At 63.2% G+C, this 15,970-nt stretch carries 13 protein-coding genes and 1 pseudogene; 4 read left to right on the forward strand and 10 right to left on the reverse strand.

All coding sequences use genetic code 11. The features are described 5' to 3' along the window. Positions 1 to 256: 256 nt before the first annotated feature. The 8 genes from M0D68_RS29330 to phnS form a co-directional block, all read right to left on the reverse strand. Positions 257 to 817 carry a phosphonate degradation HD-domain oxygenase gene (locus M0D68_RS29330; RefSeq protein WP_256457849.1) on the reverse strand — a complete coding sequence of 187 codons (561 nt, stop codon included), beginning with the start codon at positions 815 to 817 and terminating at the stop codon, positions 257 to 259. A 4-nt stretch (positions 818 to 821) separates the two neighbouring features. Beyond that, positions 822 to 2,273, reverse strand: coding sequence for a phosphonoacetaldehyde dehydrogenase (gene phnY / locus M0D68_RS29335; protein WP_266226121.1), 1,452 nt, complete (start codon positions 2,271 to 2,273; stop codon positions 822 to 824). Then, positions 2,270 to 3,526, reverse strand: a complete 1,257-nt coding sequence (gene phnA, locus M0D68_RS29340; protein ID WP_266226122.1) for a phosphonoacetate hydrolase — start codon at positions 3,524 to 3,526, stop codon at positions 2,270 to 2,272. The genes phnY and phnA overlap by 4 nt, the downstream gene beginning before the upstream one ends. Positions 3,527 to 3,583: 57 nt before the next feature. Then, complete coding sequence (locus M0D68_RS29345; RefSeq protein ID WP_200651340.1) at positions 3,584 to 4,318, reverse strand: phosphonate utilization associated transcriptional regulator; 735 nt, start codon at positions 4,316 to 4,318, stop codon at positions 3,584 to 3,586. A gap of 85 nt (positions 4,319 to 4,403) precedes the next feature. Then, complete coding sequence (gene phnV, locus M0D68_RS29350; protein WP_266226123.1) at positions 4,404 to 5,267, reverse strand: 2-aminoethylphosphonate ABC transport system, membrane component PhnV; 864 nt, start codon at positions 5,265 to 5,267, stop codon at positions 4,404 to 4,406. After that, a complete protein-coding gene (locus M0D68_RS29355; RefSeq protein WP_154564295.1) occupies positions 5,257 to 6,201 on the reverse strand; it encodes a 2-aminoethylphosphonate ABC transporter permease subunit in 945 nt (314 codons plus the stop codon). The genes phnV and M0D68_RS29355 overlap by 11 nt, the downstream gene beginning before the upstream one ends. Then, the gene (phnT, locus tag M0D68_RS29360; protein WP_054039278.1) at positions 6,179 to 7,279 is read right to left on the reverse strand and encodes a 2-aminoethylphosphonate ABC transport system ATP-binding subunit PhnT; all 1,101 of its coding nucleotides are present in this window, start codon (positions 7,277 to 7,279) and stop codon (positions 6,179 to 6,181) included. Before phnT ends, M0D68_RS29355 begins: the two co-directional genes overlap by 23 nt. A gap of 87 nt (positions 7,280 to 7,366) precedes the next feature. Continuing rightward, the gene (gene phnS / locus M0D68_RS29365) at positions 7,367 to 8,458 is read right to left on the reverse strand and encodes a 2-aminoethylphosphonate ABC transporter substrate-binding protein (RefSeq protein ID WP_093632797.1); all 1,092 of its coding nucleotides are present in this window, start codon (positions 8,456 to 8,458) and stop codon (positions 7,367 to 7,369) included. Positions 8,459 to 8,823: 365 nt separating this feature from the next. On the opposite strand from phnS, the pseudogene M0D68_RS29370 reads away from it, so the two are divergent. Next, positions 8,824 to 9,920: pseudogene (locus M0D68_RS29370) on the forward strand (2-aminoethylphosphonate--pyruvate transaminase). Positions 9,921 to 10,019: 99 nt separating this feature from the next. Here M0D68_RS29370 and M0D68_RS29375 read toward each other — a convergent pair. Beyond that, entirely contained in the window at positions 10,020 to 10,775 is a 756-nt protein-coding gene (locus M0D68_RS29375) for a DeoR/GlpR family DNA-binding transcription regulator (protein WP_093632798.1), read from the reverse strand. Between the two features lie 175 nt (positions 10,776 to 10,950). On the opposite strand from M0D68_RS29375, the gene M0D68_RS29380 reads away from it, so the two are divergent. Beyond that, positions 10,951 to 12,510, forward strand: coding sequence for an AarF/ABC1/UbiB kinase family protein (locus M0D68_RS29380; RefSeq protein ID WP_266226124.1), 1,560 nt, complete (start codon positions 10,951 to 10,953; stop codon positions 12,508 to 12,510). A gap of 73 nt (positions 12,511 to 12,583) precedes the next feature. Further along, on the forward strand, positions 12,584 to 13,456 hold the full coding sequence (locus tag M0D68_RS29385) for a DMT family transporter (RefSeq protein WP_266226126.1): 873 nt from the start codon (positions 12,584 to 12,586) through the stop codon (positions 13,454 to 13,456). A gap of 131 nt (positions 13,457 to 13,587) precedes the next feature. Here M0D68_RS29385 and M0D68_RS29390 read toward each other — a convergent pair whose 3' ends face one another. Further along, positions 13,588 to 14,604 (reverse strand): L,D-transpeptidase, encoded by a 1,017-nt coding sequence (locus M0D68_RS29390; protein ID WP_244864137.1) that lies wholly within the window; start codon positions 14,602 to 14,604, stop codon positions 13,588 to 13,590. 416 nt (positions 14,605 to 15,020) lie between these two features. Between M0D68_RS29390 and nadE the strand changes: the two genes are divergently transcribed. After that, positions 15,021 to 15,881 carry an ammonia-dependent NAD(+) synthetase gene (gene nadE, locus M0D68_RS29395; protein ID WP_266226128.1) on the forward strand — a complete coding sequence of 287 codons (861 nt, stop codon included), beginning with the start codon at positions 15,021 to 15,023 and terminating at the stop codon, positions 15,879 to 15,881. The last annotated feature ends 89 nt before the right edge of the window (positions 15,882 to 15,970 follow it).

Consider the following 15,970-nt stretch of genomic DNA (forward strand, 5'->3'; position numbering starts at 1 on the left):
GAAGAACTTTCGCTACGCCGTCAACAGGTTTTTCTAACTTCCTGAACCTGCCCACTTCGCGCAAAGCCTTGCCACTGCTGGCTCTCCCGCTTCCCGTGCCCCGGTGTCCGAAGCACGAAAGAGCGAGATTCTAGCGAGCCGCACGGCCCCTTGCAAGCGTTATTTTGATACGCATGGACTGCGCCAGAAATGGCGCGAGAATTGAAAACGACTGGCACAACAAGCCCACCCGAAGCTCAGCCGAAAACCACCCCGTTCAGGCAGCCACGTGCTTCTGCATCACACGTTCGACTACGCTCAAATAATGATCGAGCCCCGGCGTCGCACGGCTCTTTTCTTTTGCGCGGTCGTCCCATTTGCGCAGACGCAAGGCGTCTTCCGCGTAGGGCTTCTGCAGGAACGCTTCTGCCTCTTCCTTACTGAAGATGCCGCCTTGCAATTCCAGGCTCCGCACCGAATCAGCGGAAAGCTGGCCGAAGTACGCATCGTCGATTGCGCAGAGACAGCGCTTGGCGTCGACGTGCAAGCGGATCGGCTCCAGCACCGCGTCCGACAACACCGGCCGCAAGAACGGCAGCGCGAAATACTGATGCAGATCGTCAATGCCCCGCTCCGTCGGCGTTTCGCCTTGCAGATTCAGCAGATGGCCGAGGTCATGCAGAAACGCGGCAGCGACGAGTTCATCGTCGGCACCCGCCTCTTCCGCCAATGCCCCGCTCTGCAGCGCATGTTCAAGCTGCGTCACCGGTTCACCGCTATAGGCGAGCTTGCCGTATTGCTCATATAGCGAACGGATATCGTTCAGACTCAATGCCACGTTCTTACTCCCACGGTAATGAAAAGGTCTTCAGATTGGTGAAGCTCTTCATCGCTTCCTGAACACCTTCCTTATAGCCAAGCCCGGAATCCTTGATGCCGCCGAACGGCGTCAGTTCGATCCGGTACCCCGGCACTTCCCACACGTTGACTGTCCCCACGCGCAATTCATTGATGAAGCGCGTGATCGCGTCCTGCCGGTTCGTGCACACACCGGACGACAACCCGAACGCCGTCCCGTTACTAATACGAATGGCGTCGTCGAGCGTATCGAAGGTGATGATCGGCGACACCGGGCCGAACGTTTCCTCGCGTACCAATGTCATTGACGGGTCGACGCCATCCAGCACCGTCGGCGAATAAAGCGCGCCGTCGCGCTGATTGCCGATGCGCAAGCGCGCGCCACTCGCGACGGCCTCGTTCACACGCGCCTCGAATAGTTGCGCCGCGGCGACGTCGATCACCGTGCCCATCTGATTCGACGCATCGAACGGATCGCCATAGGTCCATGCGCGCGTCTTCTCCACAACCAGATCGGTGAAGTCCGCCGCGATGCTCTTCTGCACCAGCATTCGTTTGACTGCAGTACACCGCTGCCCGGAGTTCTTATACGAGCCCTGCACGGCCAGTGTCGCCGCGCGATCGAGATCGGCGTCTTCGAGCACGATCAGCGGATCGTTGCCGCCAAGCTCCAGCACGACGCGCCGGTAAGCCGCCTTCGACGCAATATATTTGCCGATCGCCACGCCACCGGTGAAAGTGACGAGATCGGCCAAAGGATGCGTAATCAGTTCATCGGCGATTTCGCGCGGATCGCCGGTCAGCACCTGCAGCATCGGCGTCGGCAAACCCGCTTCATAAAGAATGTCCGCCAGATAAAACGCCGACAACGGCACCTTCTCCGACGGCTTCAACACCACGCGATTATTGGTTGCAATAGCCGGCGCAATCTTGTGCGCGACCTGGTTCATCGGATGGTTGAACGGCGTAATCGCGACGATCACACCCGCCAGCGGCTCACGCTGCGAAAACACCCGGCGCTTCTTGCCATGCGGCGTGAGATCGCAGGAAAAACTCTGTCCGTCGTCGCGCAAGGCTTCGATCGAGGCGAACTTGAACACATCAGCGACGCGGCCGATCTCGTAGCGCGAATCCTGCTTCGACAAACCCGACTCGAGCGAAATCAGATCCGAGGCCTCTTCAGTCCGCTCCCGCAGCAACGCCGCAGCGCGTTCGAGAATCTGCGAACGCTCATAGCGCGTGAGCTTCGCCTGATAGGCGGCGGCGTATTCGAACGCGGCGCGCACATCTTCGATGCTCGCCAACGGAACCGTGCCCACCCGTGTCCCTGAATAAGGATCGAACACGTCGAGCGTGCGCGAGCGCATCGCGTGCTCGCCTTTGAGCCGCAGCGCTTCCGCCCGAAATGCCGGATGGTCCCGCAGCACGGCGTTCATGATGGCGACACGTGATTCAAAGCGACGTCGAAGATATCGAAGTTGCGCAACCGTTTTCCGGAAGGCAAACCCTCGACGCGGCGATTGAACAACAACGGCACTTCCTGCTCGGAAATCCCGCCGTGCGAGCGCAACGGCACGGTCAGTCCGGACAGATCGTGCTCATCGCGACGCGTGCCGAGCACCACATGCCGGGTACTGACCACGACGATATCGCCGACGCGGTCATTCGGCAGCTCGAAGCGCTCGCAAGCGGCGCGATTGTCGAGCACGACTTCAATGCCCTGCAATCCGCCGATCCGTTCGATCACCTGTGTAACGCTCACATCGTGCGGCAGGTAAATCGTCGCGAACGAACCGAGCGCGCCGTGATGCACGACATAGGGATCGGTAATCGGCAAGATGACACGGGCGCGGCCAACACCGAGCCAATCGTCCAGCACGTCCTGCAGATAGATCACATTCGGCTCGCCAGTCTTCGGATCGTGCTTGGCGTTCATGCCGTGGTCGGCGGTGAGGCCGATCACCCAGCCGAGCGCATCGAGTTTGGCGAGGTAGCCGTCCATCATCGCGTAAAACGCGTTCGCGCCTTCGGTGCCCGGCGCCCATTTATGTTGAATGTAATCGGTGGTCGACAGATACATCAGGTCGAGCTTGCGGGTTTCAGCAAGCCGCACACCGGCGGCGAACACGAACTCGGACAACCCCGCGCTATACACATCAGGCACCGGCAAGCCGACCAGATCGAGTACTTCATCGATGCCGTTTTCTTCGCGCGTCACCTTGTCGGCTTTTTCCGCAGAGAAGCAGATGCCCTTCAATTGCCAGCCGAGCAGCCGGCGCAGCTTGTCTTTCGCGGTGACCACGGCGACCGCCGCGCCTGCTTCCGCCGCAGCAGCCAGCAAGGTCCCCGCGCGCAGATAGGCCGGATCGTTCATCATCACTTCCGCGCCTTCGCCGCCGTTCGCGTCCGGGTCCCAGAAGTAGTTGCCGCAAATGCCGTGCACCGAGGGCGGCACACCGCACACGATCGAAAGATTATTCGGGTTGGTGAACGACGGAATCACGCAGTCACCCTTGAAGGCCGCGCCGCTTTTGAGCATCTTGCCGATGAAAGGCGCGACGCCGGCCGCAACCGCGGCTTCGAGGTAATCGTATTCACAGCCGTCGACGCACACCACGACCGTGGGTTGCGAGGGCAGCCGGTAGCTGCGGCCGTTGACTTCGATCGTACGTTCGCTTGCGTTTGCCATTGTTACCTTCCATCCGTTGAGAGCACGTGTGCTCCAGTCAATCCGTTGCAGCCAGTCTCAATCGTTCGATGCCGCCGACATCCGCACCGCACCCAACGACCCCGCCGGTTCACACGCCTCACGCGCGCGCTGCAGGCCGCCGTTCACATGCGCATGCATCAGCGCCGCGGCATGTTCGGCATCGCGCGAAGCCAGCGCCGTCAGAATCGCGCGATGCTCGGCTAGCGAGCGTTCCATCGCATCGGCATGCACCACCAGCGCGGCGCGGCGAAACAGACTCAATTCGCTCACCAGCCTTCGATAGGTCTCGTACAGCTTCACATTGCCCGACGCCGCCACGATCGCGTCGTGAAACGCCACGTTGGCGCGCGCGTAGGCATCGTGATCCTGCGCATCGAGCGAGGCGCGCATCGCGTCGAGCCACTCGCGCAACACCGCAAGCTTCTGCGCATCGATACGCGAAGCCAGCATCCGGCACGCCGCTTCTTCGAGCACCGCGCGCACCGCATAAATCTCGTCCGCTTCCGCGAGCGATACTGTCCGCACGAACACGCCGCGGTTTTTCTCGGTGCGCACGAGACCCGCTTGCTCCAGCGCGCGAAACGCCTCACGCACCGGCCCGCGTGACACCTGCAGACGCGCAGCCCAGTCGGCCTCGTTGAGTTTGTCGCCGGGTGCGAGTGCCCCTTCGATGATGTGCCGTTCGATTTCGTCGCGGACCAGCGTCGTCAGCGAATGCCTGCGCACAACCTCGATCGGATCGACAGAAGCAGTTTGCATATATTCGGTCATTTTGACAAATTTCGCCACATTGATATGTGTCTGCACGCCCGCCGCCTGGCATGCGCACGCAAACACAACAATCAGAAGGTGCCCGTCAGCCCACCCGACGGCGCGGGACACGCGCCGCGATCAGCAGCAACGCAGCAAGCGAGACCATCAGCAGAATCAGCGACAACGCGGAGGCCGGCAGGTAATAACCACGCTCCACCTGCCCGACCACCACGATCGGCACCGTCGCAAAGCCCGGCGGGTACACGGTGAGCGTGGCGCCGAGTTCGCCGAGCGAGAGCGCGAAACCGAGTGCGAGACTTGCGCGGATCGCCGGCACCAGTTGCGGCAGCACGACGCGGCGCAGCACCATCGACGGCGGCGCACCCAGGCTCGCCGCAGCTTCCCGCAGAATGGTCAATTCCGGACGCAACGCGGCGGCCGCGCAGCGGTAGCAGAACGGCAGCACCAGCGCGAGCTGCACGAACACGACGATGGCCGCCGAGCTCGACAGATCGAGTGGACGCTTGTGGTACGCGATCAGCACGGCCAACCCGAGCACCACGCTCGGCACGCCGTTGGGCATCATCGCGATGGTGTCGACGAACGCGCCAAGACCACGCCGGTCACGGCCTTCGAGCGCCAGTGCCAGCCACAGCCCGAGAATCGTGCCGAGCACGGCGACGCCCATGCCGATGCTGAGGCTTGTAGTCAGCGCGTCGAAGTCGCTGGAACCGAGCCGCTCGAACCAGCGTGTGCTGAGGCTGTCCGGCAGGATCGTGCCCGACCAGTGCCCGGCGACGCTCGACAGCGCGACCACCAGCACCGGCAAGACGAACAGCCAGAAGCACAGCAACGCGGCAAAGCCGAGAAACAGACTGCCGAGTATGCGCACCGGCAGACTGCGGCGCACCGGCCGCGCCTTCTTGTGTATGACCGGCAAAACGGTTGGGTCGAGTTCAACGGCCATGGCCCGCTCCTTTCACCTTGCGACGGTTGACCTGGCGGTACAACGCGTACAGCGACAACGACATGATCAGCATCACGACCGCGCCGGCGGCGGCGGTCGGCAGATCCAGGTCGACGGTCGCCGAGCTGTAGATCGCGACCGGCAGCGTGATCAGATGCGCGCTGCCGAGCACGAGCAGAATGCCGAACTCGTTCAAGGTCAGCAGAAAACACAGGATCGTGCCCGCGGCGATGCCCGGCCACGCGAGCGGCAGGATCACCTTGAACGCGACCATCCAGCCACTCGCGCCGAGACTGCGGGCCGCTTCGATCAGACGCATGTCGAGCGTGGCAAACGACGCCAGCGTAGGACGCACGACGAACGGCGCGTAGAAGACCACTTCCGCGAGAATCACGCCGCCCACGCCGAACAGGAAATTGAGCGGCGGCGCCTCGAGATGAAACAGCTGCTGCAAGGCGATGCTGACCGAGCCTTGCGAGCCGTACAGAAAGATCAGCGTGAACGCGACCAGAAACGAGGGGAACGCGACGAACAGTTCAAGAAAACGCGTGACCATGCGCGCGCCGGGAAACGGCTTGAAGAACAAGAGCGACGCGAGGCCGATACCGAGCAAGGATGCGAGCCCGGCGCTCACACACAGAATCCACAGCGTGGTGCCGACCACGCCGCGCGTTTCCGGATTGCCGAAAAACGCCGAGTAGGCCTGCAGACTCAAACCGTGCGGACCGGTGAAACTCAGCAGCACCAGACGCACGAGCGGATAGATCACCAGCGGACCCAGCACGACCACCGCGAGGAACAGCAGGTGCCATTGCGCCGCGCGTTCGCGCCGCTTCACCGCCGCCGTGTGCGAGGCCGCACTCGCGCTGCGGCGGGCATCGGCAGCGGCTTCGCTGATCGAATTTGGGGTATCAGGGGTTGATAAGGACGACATCGTCAGCCTCATAACGCAGGGAAACACGCGCGCCCTTCTCCGGCATCATGCCGTGGCCACGCTGCATGGTGACCAACACGGGCTCGTTAGGCATCGCGTCCAGAGCGACCGACACCGACAACACCGCGCCGTACCATTCGACCGACGTAATCGCGCCATGCAATTGCCCCTCGCCAAGCGGCACGATGCGCAACGCTTCCGGACGCAGACATGCCACCCGCTCGCGCTCGTTGTAGCGCACGTCATCCATGCCGAATGCCACCTGCGGCGGCAACAGATTGGCCGCGCCCAGATAGCGCGCGACGAAACCGTCGTTCGGCGTGTCGTACAACTGTTGCGGCGTGCCGAGTTGGGCGATGCGGCCTTCGCGCATCAGCAGCGTGCGGTCGGACAGCACCAGCGCGTCGTCCTGATCATGCGTCACGCAGACGATCGTCAGATTCGGCAGGCGCTCGTGCAGCGCCTTCAGTTCGGAACGCACCGAGGCGCGCAGATTGGCGTCGAGTGCGGAAAGCGGTTCGTCGAGCAACAACACATCGGGCTCGATCACAAGCGCACGCGCGAGCGCCACGCGCTGCTGCATGCCGCCCGATAATTGCGCCGGCATGTGATGCCCGGCGTCGCCCAGTTGCACGAGTTTTAAGGCATCAGCGACACGTCGCGCGACATCCTTCGACTGCGTGCGGCGCGCACGCAAGCCGAAAGCCACGTTGTCGAATACCGATAAATGCGGGAACAGCGCATAGCTCTGGAACAGCAAGCCGAGATTGCGCTTATGCGGCGGCACGTGCGTCAGATCGTGACCGGCGACGGTCAAGGTGCCCGACAGTCCGTCCGCTTCGATGAACCCGGCGATGAAGCGCAACAGCGTGGTCTTGCCGCAACCGCTGCGACCGAGCACGGTGAGCAACTCGCCGCGCTGAATGGTCAACGACAGGTCGTCGAGCACGGTGCGCGTGCCGAAGCGCACCGTCAGATGGTCGATCTGCACGCCGCCCGGCGTGTTCGAACGCGCGCCGTCGAGCGCGTCCGGTGAGGCGCCGAGCGCGCCTGGGTGAGCAAGACTGGCCGTATTCACCGGGTTCATCCTCCAACTGGATTAATGCTGATACGGCGCCCCGCACGAATGCAGGAAGCGCCGCCTGACTCAATTGCGAACTGCGGCTTACTTCGGCTTGACGACTTCGAGCTGCTTGCCCGACGAGCCGATCACATCGCTCTTCCAACGTGCCGTCCAGTCAGCCTTCTTCGCCATCACTTGCGTCCAGTCCACCGGAATCAGCGTCACGCCGGCGATCGCCTTCTTGACTGCTTCGCCGTTCTTGCCGGCGAGCGGTACGTCCGTGCGGCCCGGGATACCGAAGATGTCCGGCACCTTGGATTGCACGTCGGTCGACATCAGGTAGTCGATCAGCTTCTTGCCTTCAGCCTGGTTCGGACCGTTCTTGATCAGGCCGATCGCGTACGGCAGCTGGAACGTGGTCGGCTTATCGCCGGCTTTGGCTGCGAGGAAGATCGGCTTGAGCGACAGGCCGCCGTTCGCTGCATCGTCCAGATCCATCTGCAGGTCGCCGTTCGCGAAGGCGATTTCGTTACGCGAGAGCAGCACGTCGAGGTAGCCCGTGCCCTTGGTGTGGAACTTGGCGCTCTCTTCGAGTTTCTTCAGATAGTCGAACGCCTTGTCTTCGCCCATCAACGACGTGGTCAGGATGATCACGGCCATACCGTCGCCAGCCGTAGCCGGGTTCGAGTAGGCGACCTTGCCGGTGTAGTCCGGGTGCAGCAGGTCGGCGAAGGTCTTCGGCTGGTTCTTCGTGACGTCCGGGTTGATCGCGAACGAGAAGTAGTTGTTCACGAAAGTCGCCCACGAACCGTTCGGCGCCTTGGCGATCGCCGGCACGTTCTTGTAGTTGGCGCTCTGATAAGCCTGCAGCAGGCCGGCCTGGTCGGCTTGCTGGATGAACGGCGGCAACGTGACGATCACGTCGGCCTTCGGCTGATCCTTCTCGATGGTGGCGCGGTTCACCACTTCGCCGCTGCCGGCCGTGACGATGTTGACCTTCACACCTTCCTTCTTTTCGAAGGCCGGCAGCACATCCTTATAGAGGTTTTCGAGGCCGTCGGCGGTGTACAGCACCACTGCGTCAGCCGCGTGGGCCTGCATCGCCGCGCCGCCGAATGCTGCCGCGGCGATCAGCGCCGGCAACAGTTTGCGTGCGAGGCCAGCCGTGGCGTGAAGGGAATTCGTCTTTGTCATGTCGCTCTCTCCGAAAGGCAAAAAACCAGACGGTCGGGATATCCCGATACCTGTTGTGATTGAACGGCGGTAGCGCCGCGCCGCTTGCGTGTTGCCCGCAGCCAGTTGCCGTGCAGTTTCGCCCGAATTGCAGATTGCCGACAACTTTGCTGCTTCTTCTCCAGCCTGACTTACAGCTCACCTACCACATTCGCGCTGCCGGCCATGCCTGAACGGGCACGGCAAGGATCACAGGTTTCCATGACAACGCCATGACGATTCTGGCGAATTCCAACAATTGACACAATTCGCCAATAATATCCAAATCAATCTTTTCGTCACCCTGCCCGGGCGACGGACATTCATCTGATGACGGAGGCGCTGTGATTCCTGGAAACGATCCAATCCTGCTGACCCCGGGCCCGTTGAGCACTTCGCCGCAAACCCGCGAGGCGATGCTGCGCGACTGGGGCTCGTGGGACGCCGCGTTCAACCGTATGACCCATAGCGTGTGCGCCGACCTCGTCAAAATCGTACATGGCGAAAATGACTATGTTTGCGTACCGCTGCAAGGCAGCGGTACGTTCGCGGTCGAAGCGGCGCTCGGCACGCTGGTGCCGCGTCAAGGCTGCGTGCTGGTTCCGAACAACGGCGCGTATTGTGCCCGTCTGATCCGAATATTGCAGCGTATGTGGAACTGACGCTGCGCGAGGACGAACCGGTCAGCGCGGCCGCCATCGAAGACGCCCTGAATCGCGAATCGCGTATCACTCACGTCGCGCAAGTCCATCTGGAAACGAGCGCCGGCCTGCTCAATCCGCTCGACGATATCGCCGCGGTGTGTCAGCGGCACGGCAAAAGCCTGATCGTCGACGCAATGAGCTCGTTCGGCGCGCTGCCAATCGACTTACGGCGCGGCGGCATCGACGCGCTGATCTCGGCGAGCGGCAAATGCCTGGAAGGCGTGCCGGGCATGGGATTCGTGATTGTGCGGCGCAGCGTGCTGGAACACTGCGAAGGACGTTCGCCGTCGCTCGCGCTGGATCTGTACGATCAATACGTCTATATGCAGAAGACGACGCAGTGGCGCTTCACGCCACCGACTCATGTGGTCGCGGCTTTGCGTCAGGCGCTCGATCAGTTCTTCGCGCAAGGGGGACAAGCGGCGCGCGGCGCACGCTATACGCAGAACTGCGCGGCGTTGGTAAGCGGCATGAAAGCGCTCGGCTTCGAACCGTTTCTGAAACCCGAAGTACAGGCGCCGGTGATCGTCACGTTCTACGCGCCGCGCGACCCCGCGTGGAATTTTGCAAACTTTTATGCCGCGGTGCGCGAGGCGGGTTACGTGCTGTATCCCGGCAAGCTGACGCAAGTGGACACGTTCCGCGTGGGTTGCATCGGCGCGATCGATGCGGACGAACTACGTAGCGCAGTGGCCGCGATCGACCGTACGCTGAAATGGCTTGGGATTCGCGTGAAGTGATGTGGATGCCGCAGAGCAGTCGTGGCGCGCAGGTATGCGGGGCGCTCGCTCATGCGCCCACGCCGCCAGCCACTCGGATGACTCCGCGGGCGCAGCCGCTCAGGCAATCAGGATTTCCGGCCCATGCGCCGTGATCGCCTTGCCGAGCGCCTTCTCCGGTGCCAGTTCGGTGACCAGATAGCGCGCCGATTCGATCCCGTTGATGCGCACCGGCGTCACGCGTCCGAACTTCGAGTGGTCGGCGACCACCACCACCATGTCGGCGGCGGCGATCATACGGCTGCGCACTTCGGCGGCCATGCGGCTGTAGTCGGTCAGGTAGCCATCCGGCGAAATGCCGCCCGCGCCGATGAAGGCGAAGTCCGCGTGGTACTGCGTCAGCTGATGGACCGTGTCGAGGCCGAAAGTGGCGTCTTCGATATCCGACAGTTCGCCGCCGAGCAGCGTCACGCGGTTATCGTTGCGGCGGCCGAGCAGCAGCGCGATACGCCAGTCGTTCGTATAGACCGACAGGCGGTGCCGGTCGAGCAGCGCCCGGGCCACCGCTTGCGTGGTGCTGCCCGAATCGATGATCAGCGAGGCGCCGTCCGGCACGAACTCGGCCGCGCGTTCGCCGATGGCCCGCTTGGCGCCGGCGTTGGCGGCTTCGCGCGTATCGAGGTCGGGCTCGCGCCGGTCGCTGGAGAGCGCGCCGCCGTGGGTCGTGACGAGCAGACCGCGCCCGGCCAGCGCATTCAGATCGCGGCGGATGGTCTCGCGCGACACATTCAGTTCGCGCACCAGTTCAGCGACCGAGAGCGCGCCGGTTTTAGCGACTTGCGCCAGGATGTATTGGTGACGTTGTTCTGCGAGCATCTGTTGGAGGCCGGGAACCGGCACGCTTGGGTTTCGCCACGATTGGAGAAGGCCGCGGTATTGTATTACGCGTGGCACGGGGACGCTCCTCTTATGGCGCTTACCTGCTAATCTGAACGCCCTGGCCGCGCGCCGACGCCTGTCGAAGCCGCGTAGCCCGTCAACCGAACTGCCGATGCCGCCACTGTTTCGCCGCTTACTGCTGCTGTTCCACGCGTTGCGTTATGGCGCACGCCTGATCTGGCTTGCCGCCCCATCCGACCACAAACTGCACTGGATGATCGAGCTGATCGGCCGCGTGCACGCGTCCGGGCGCAGCGGCGCGAGCCTGCACGGCGTGCTGCCCGCGCTCGGGCCGCTCGCGAGCCGCTTCGCGCAGACCCTGGCCGAACGGCCCGAACTCGCGAGCGGCACCCTGCACGATGCCATCGACGCAATCGATCATCTCGAAGCCGCGTTGCCGCCGCAGGAATCCGAATTGGCTTTGGCACGCGCATTCGGCCGGCCGCTCGCCACGATCTTCAGCGCCGTCGATCTGGTGCCAGTGCGCGGCGGCTTTGCCGAACAGACGCACTTCGCGCGGCTCATCGTGCCGGTCAACGGCCATAGCGAAGTGGCCATCAAGCTGGTGCACGCCGATCAGTTGCAACAGATCGGCGACGAGCTCGCGCTTCTGCGCTGGGTCGCGCGCTGGCTGGAGAAATTTTCCAGCTCGGCCCGCCGCCTGCAACTGCGGACGTTGGCGCAGACCTTCACCGACGATATCCAGCGCCGTTTCGATCTGCGCGCCGAAGCCGCCAATCTGAGCCAGACCGGCCATCATTTCGACGGCGACCGGCGCATCGTCGTGCCGGCCGTGATCTGGGACCTGTGCACCAACCAGACGCTGACGATGCAACGCGTCAGCACCTTGGCCGCAAGCGACCTGCCCGGCCTGCATTTGCATCACGTCAAGCTGGCGCCGCTGGCCGCGCATATCGTCGAGGTGGTAACTGAACAGGCATTCGAGCACGGCTTCTTTCACGCGACGCTCGATGCGCGCAAGGTGCGCGTGAGCATCGAACCGGACACGCTGGGACGCCTCGTGCTGGCGGAGTTTTCGATCATGTCGAGTCTGTCGACCGGCGAGCGCGAATTCTTCGTGCACGGCGCGACTGCCCTCTTCGACCAGGACTACGGCCGGCTCGCCGAGCTGCATCGCGACGCCGGTCATGTGTCCGAGGACACGCGCAAGGAAATGCTCGAAGCCGAATTGCGCACGCGCGCCGAAGCGCACTTTGCAGCCGCGCCGGAGGACCGCTCGGCGGGTTCGCTATTTCATCATCTGCTGCATGCGGTGCATCCGTTCGACGGCGCCGTGTCCGGGCGGCTCGCCACCGCGCAGCGTTCGTTCCAGCAGGCGGAAATGCTCGCGCGTGCGCTGCATCCGGGTGTCGATACGTGGAATGTCACACGCGGCGTGCTGGCAGGCATAGCGCAGCGCGATATGGATCATCGCGGCTGGATCAAGCGCATCTCGCGCGAGTTGCCACATCTGGCGCATATGCTGCCGCGCGTGCCGCAACTGGCCGTGCGCTATCTGCAGCATGAGCACGATCGCGCCCGCACCCCGCAGCAGAATGCGCAGTTGATGGTCGATATCAGCCATGAATATCGGCGCACGCGTGTGCTGCTGTGGGCGTGCGCGGTGTGCGGCGGAGTACTCGGCGCGGGGACGGTATTGCTGATGTGGTGATGATTGCAGCTTCGAACAAGACGCGCGTCTTGCGTCCCGGCAAGATGGCGGCTTTTCACGCTACCTGTTGCCGATGCTCGCCTCCTCCATCGCCGCCGTATTCGTCGTGTTGTGGTCGACCGGTTTCGTGGTCGCCCGAGCGATCACACCGTATGCCGATCCCAATCTGTTCCTGCTCGCGCGCTTCGGCGGCACCGCGCTGATATTCGCGCTTGCGGCGCTCGCTGCACGCGCCGCGTGGCCGACCGGCCGCGATCTTGGCAAGCACCTGATAGCGGGCGCGCTGCTGCAAGGCGTCTATCTCGGCGCGGGCTACTGGGCTGTCGCACAGGGATTGAGCGCCGGAGTGATGGCGCTGCTCGGCGCACTGCAGCCGCTTGCGACTGCCGCTGTCGCGGCCCCGCTATTCGGCGAACGGCTTTCCCGGCGTGGCTGGACCGGGATGGCGCTCGGCCTCGCGGGCGTCGTGCTGGTTCTCGAACCGAAACTCGCCGCGGCCGCGCCGTCCGCCTCGCATGGCGACGCGCCGCCGTGGCTGGTCGTGCTAATTTCGATCCTCGCGATCGGCGCGATCACTGCAGGCACGCTGTTTCAGAAGACTTCGCTCGCAAAGGCCGATATCCGCAGCGCAAGTGCGGTGCAGAACTTCGGCGCGGCAGTCGTTGCGGCGATGCTTGCGCTGGCGCTCGGCGAGCATCGCTGGATTGCATCGGCCACTTTGTGGGGGTCGCTGGCGTGGGGCATCGTGATGCTGTCCGGAATCAGCGTCACCTTACTGGTGTGGATGGTCAGGCGCGGCGATGCAGCGCGCGCCACCGCGCTGATGTTTCTCGCGCCGCCGCTCGCCACGCTCGAGGGGTATGTCGGCTTTGGCGAGACGTTGCTGCCGGTGCAGATCGCTGGATTTGCAGTGGCGCTCGTGGGCGTGGTGCTGGCGCGGTCTTGAGGTTTTTTCGATCGACGCAGAGCGGCCTGCGTCGATCAATGCGCGTTCGTCGCGCGTTCCGGGCGGCTTGGCCGCGGGCCGTGATCAGTTCGATTCAGTTCAGCAGCCTCGCCCGCTACTCAACCCACCGCTTAATCCGCTGTATCGGCGCCGGCCGGCACTTTCGCGCGCACCTTGCTGCCCGGGGCCGGCGCCCAGGCCGGGCGGCTCTTGCGCGCCGAATCCACCACGACGATGTAGCGCCCCGCCCACGGCGTCACCTGGCGATCGCTTTTCAATACCCACAGCGATTTGCCCGACTCGACGAGCGCGACATATTCAGCGTCGAGAATGCCGTAGTGGTCGATAAACGCGTTGAGCGACGCAGGAATCCGCACGCAACCCTTCGAATGGCGAATACCGAGCAGCGGCTCGAGCCGGTCCGGATCGGTGGCGTGCATCTGGAAACGCATCTGCGACATGCCGCCCTTGCCCCAACCCCGCTCGCCCTGCGCCCAGCCAAGGTCGAAGATCCGCATGTCGCGCTTGCCGTAGCCGCGGATGTGGTTCTCGTTCAGCGTGCCTTCGGAGCGAAAGTCCATATTGGACGGCGTATGTTCGAACACACCGAGCGGCGTGATGAAGTGGTCGTACTCGCCAGGCCGGCCCGTCGAGACCGGCGAAGCGCCGATCATCTGCCAACCGTCGGACGGCGCTGCCCGGAAATAGATGAACAGCGCCTGCACGTTGGCGTTGCGATCGACCAGCACGACATACTCGCCCGACAGGCTGCCGAGCAGGTGCTCGCCGAGCGCCGTTTGCAGACGGTCGGCATAGGCGCGCTGCTCCGCGGCCGGCACTTTCAGCCGGCGCGTGACGTCTTGCGCGAACACGTCTCGCAGCAGGAACGCGCGACGTGGGTCGACCACGCCGGCCGCATCGGGCACGGCAACGCCCGATGCGTCGACCGCGCGCGCCGGGTGGTTCGCCACTACGGATGCCGATGGCCGTGCGGACGTGGCGACTGAAGCCGGAGCCGATGCCGTACCCGTCGCCGCAATAGCGACGCCACATGACACCGCGCAAATGACAGCCGTGAACACGCGCGCCAGGTAGCGCACTGAACCAACGGCGCGCACGAAACGCGGCACGAAGCGTAAATCCGACATGCACACCACTTCGCTTCGACGATCTACCGATGCAGAAGTACTGCGGTCCGGTGCAGGCTGACCAGGCCAATTGGGGTAGTTCATCGCGTGTTTGAGCAAACCTGATTATTATTGACTGCTCGCCGGCTCATGCGGCGCTCGGAACGAGGATGTTACTAAGCGCGTTGGCATCTGTCGATGAAGACTCGGCCAATTCGTCCATATCACCGTATTAACAAACCATATTCAACGCTCTGCCCCTCGGTTTCAAAAGCAGCGCAAAGTGAATTGAAAGCCAATATCCGCGATAAAACCGTACAACCGATTCGTCGCGACATACTCGCAGAATCGACTCGCTTGTGGACCGGTCGCTCATGCAATCAGCGCGAGCATTCATGGTCGACACTCGCGTTACCGCACATGGAGGAAAGAGGAACATGACGCAACAGGACCCAGTCGCACGCCAAGCAAGCATTGCAGCGGAAATGCACATCGCCGCCGAGTTCGACGCCGCACAGGAAATCGAGCGCCGGGTCGCCTTTCTGGCGAACTATCTGCGCAGCAATGGCCTGAAAACCTACGTGCTTGGCATCAGCGGCGGCGTCGATTCGACTACCGCCGGCAGGCTTGCACAACTCGCGGTCGAGCGACTGCGCGCCGAACAGTACGACGCGCGCTTCGTCGCGGTCCGTTTGCCTTATGGCGTGCAAAAAGATGAAGCCGACGCGCAGCAGGCCTTGAGCTTCATTCGCGCGGACGAAAATCTCACCATCGACATCAAACCTGCCGCCGATGCAATGCTCGCCGCGCTGGATAACAGCGGCGTGCGATTTAACGACGACTCACAGCAGGATTTCGTCCACGGCAATATCAAGGCGCGCCAGCGAATGATCGCGCAATACGCGGTAGCCAGCGCGCGGGCGGGCGTGGTGATCGGCACGGATCACGCGGCCGAATCGGTGATGGGATTTTTCACGAAGTTCGGCGACGGCGGCGCCGACGTGCTGCCGCTCACTGGCCTGAATAAACGTCGTGTGCGGGCACTGTCCAAAGCCTTGGGCGCACCCGAATCGCTGGCGCACAAGGTGCCGACCGCCGACCTGGAAATGTTGCGTCCACAACGACCTGACGAAGACGCGTACGGCATCCCTTACGACGATATCGACGACTTTCTGGAAGGCAAACCGGTGAGCGATGCGGCGCGCGAAACTGTCCTGCGCTTCTACGACGTCACACGGCACAAGCGGGCGCTGCCCTACACGCCGTTCGATTGGCCGGTAAAGACAGGTGAGGAATGAAAAAAGGGAAGTAACAACCGGAATGTGCGGGGAGGACGCACGCGAGGAATTTGCGCCTGACGCAGCGCGTTCTCGCCGCTCGGCACATT

It is taken from the genome of Paraburkholderia sp. SEWSISQ10-3 4 (assembly GCF_030464785.1).
GTDB classification, from domain to species: Bacteria; Pseudomonadota; Gammaproteobacteria; order Burkholderiales; family Burkholderiaceae; genus Paraburkholderia; species Paraburkholderia aspalathi.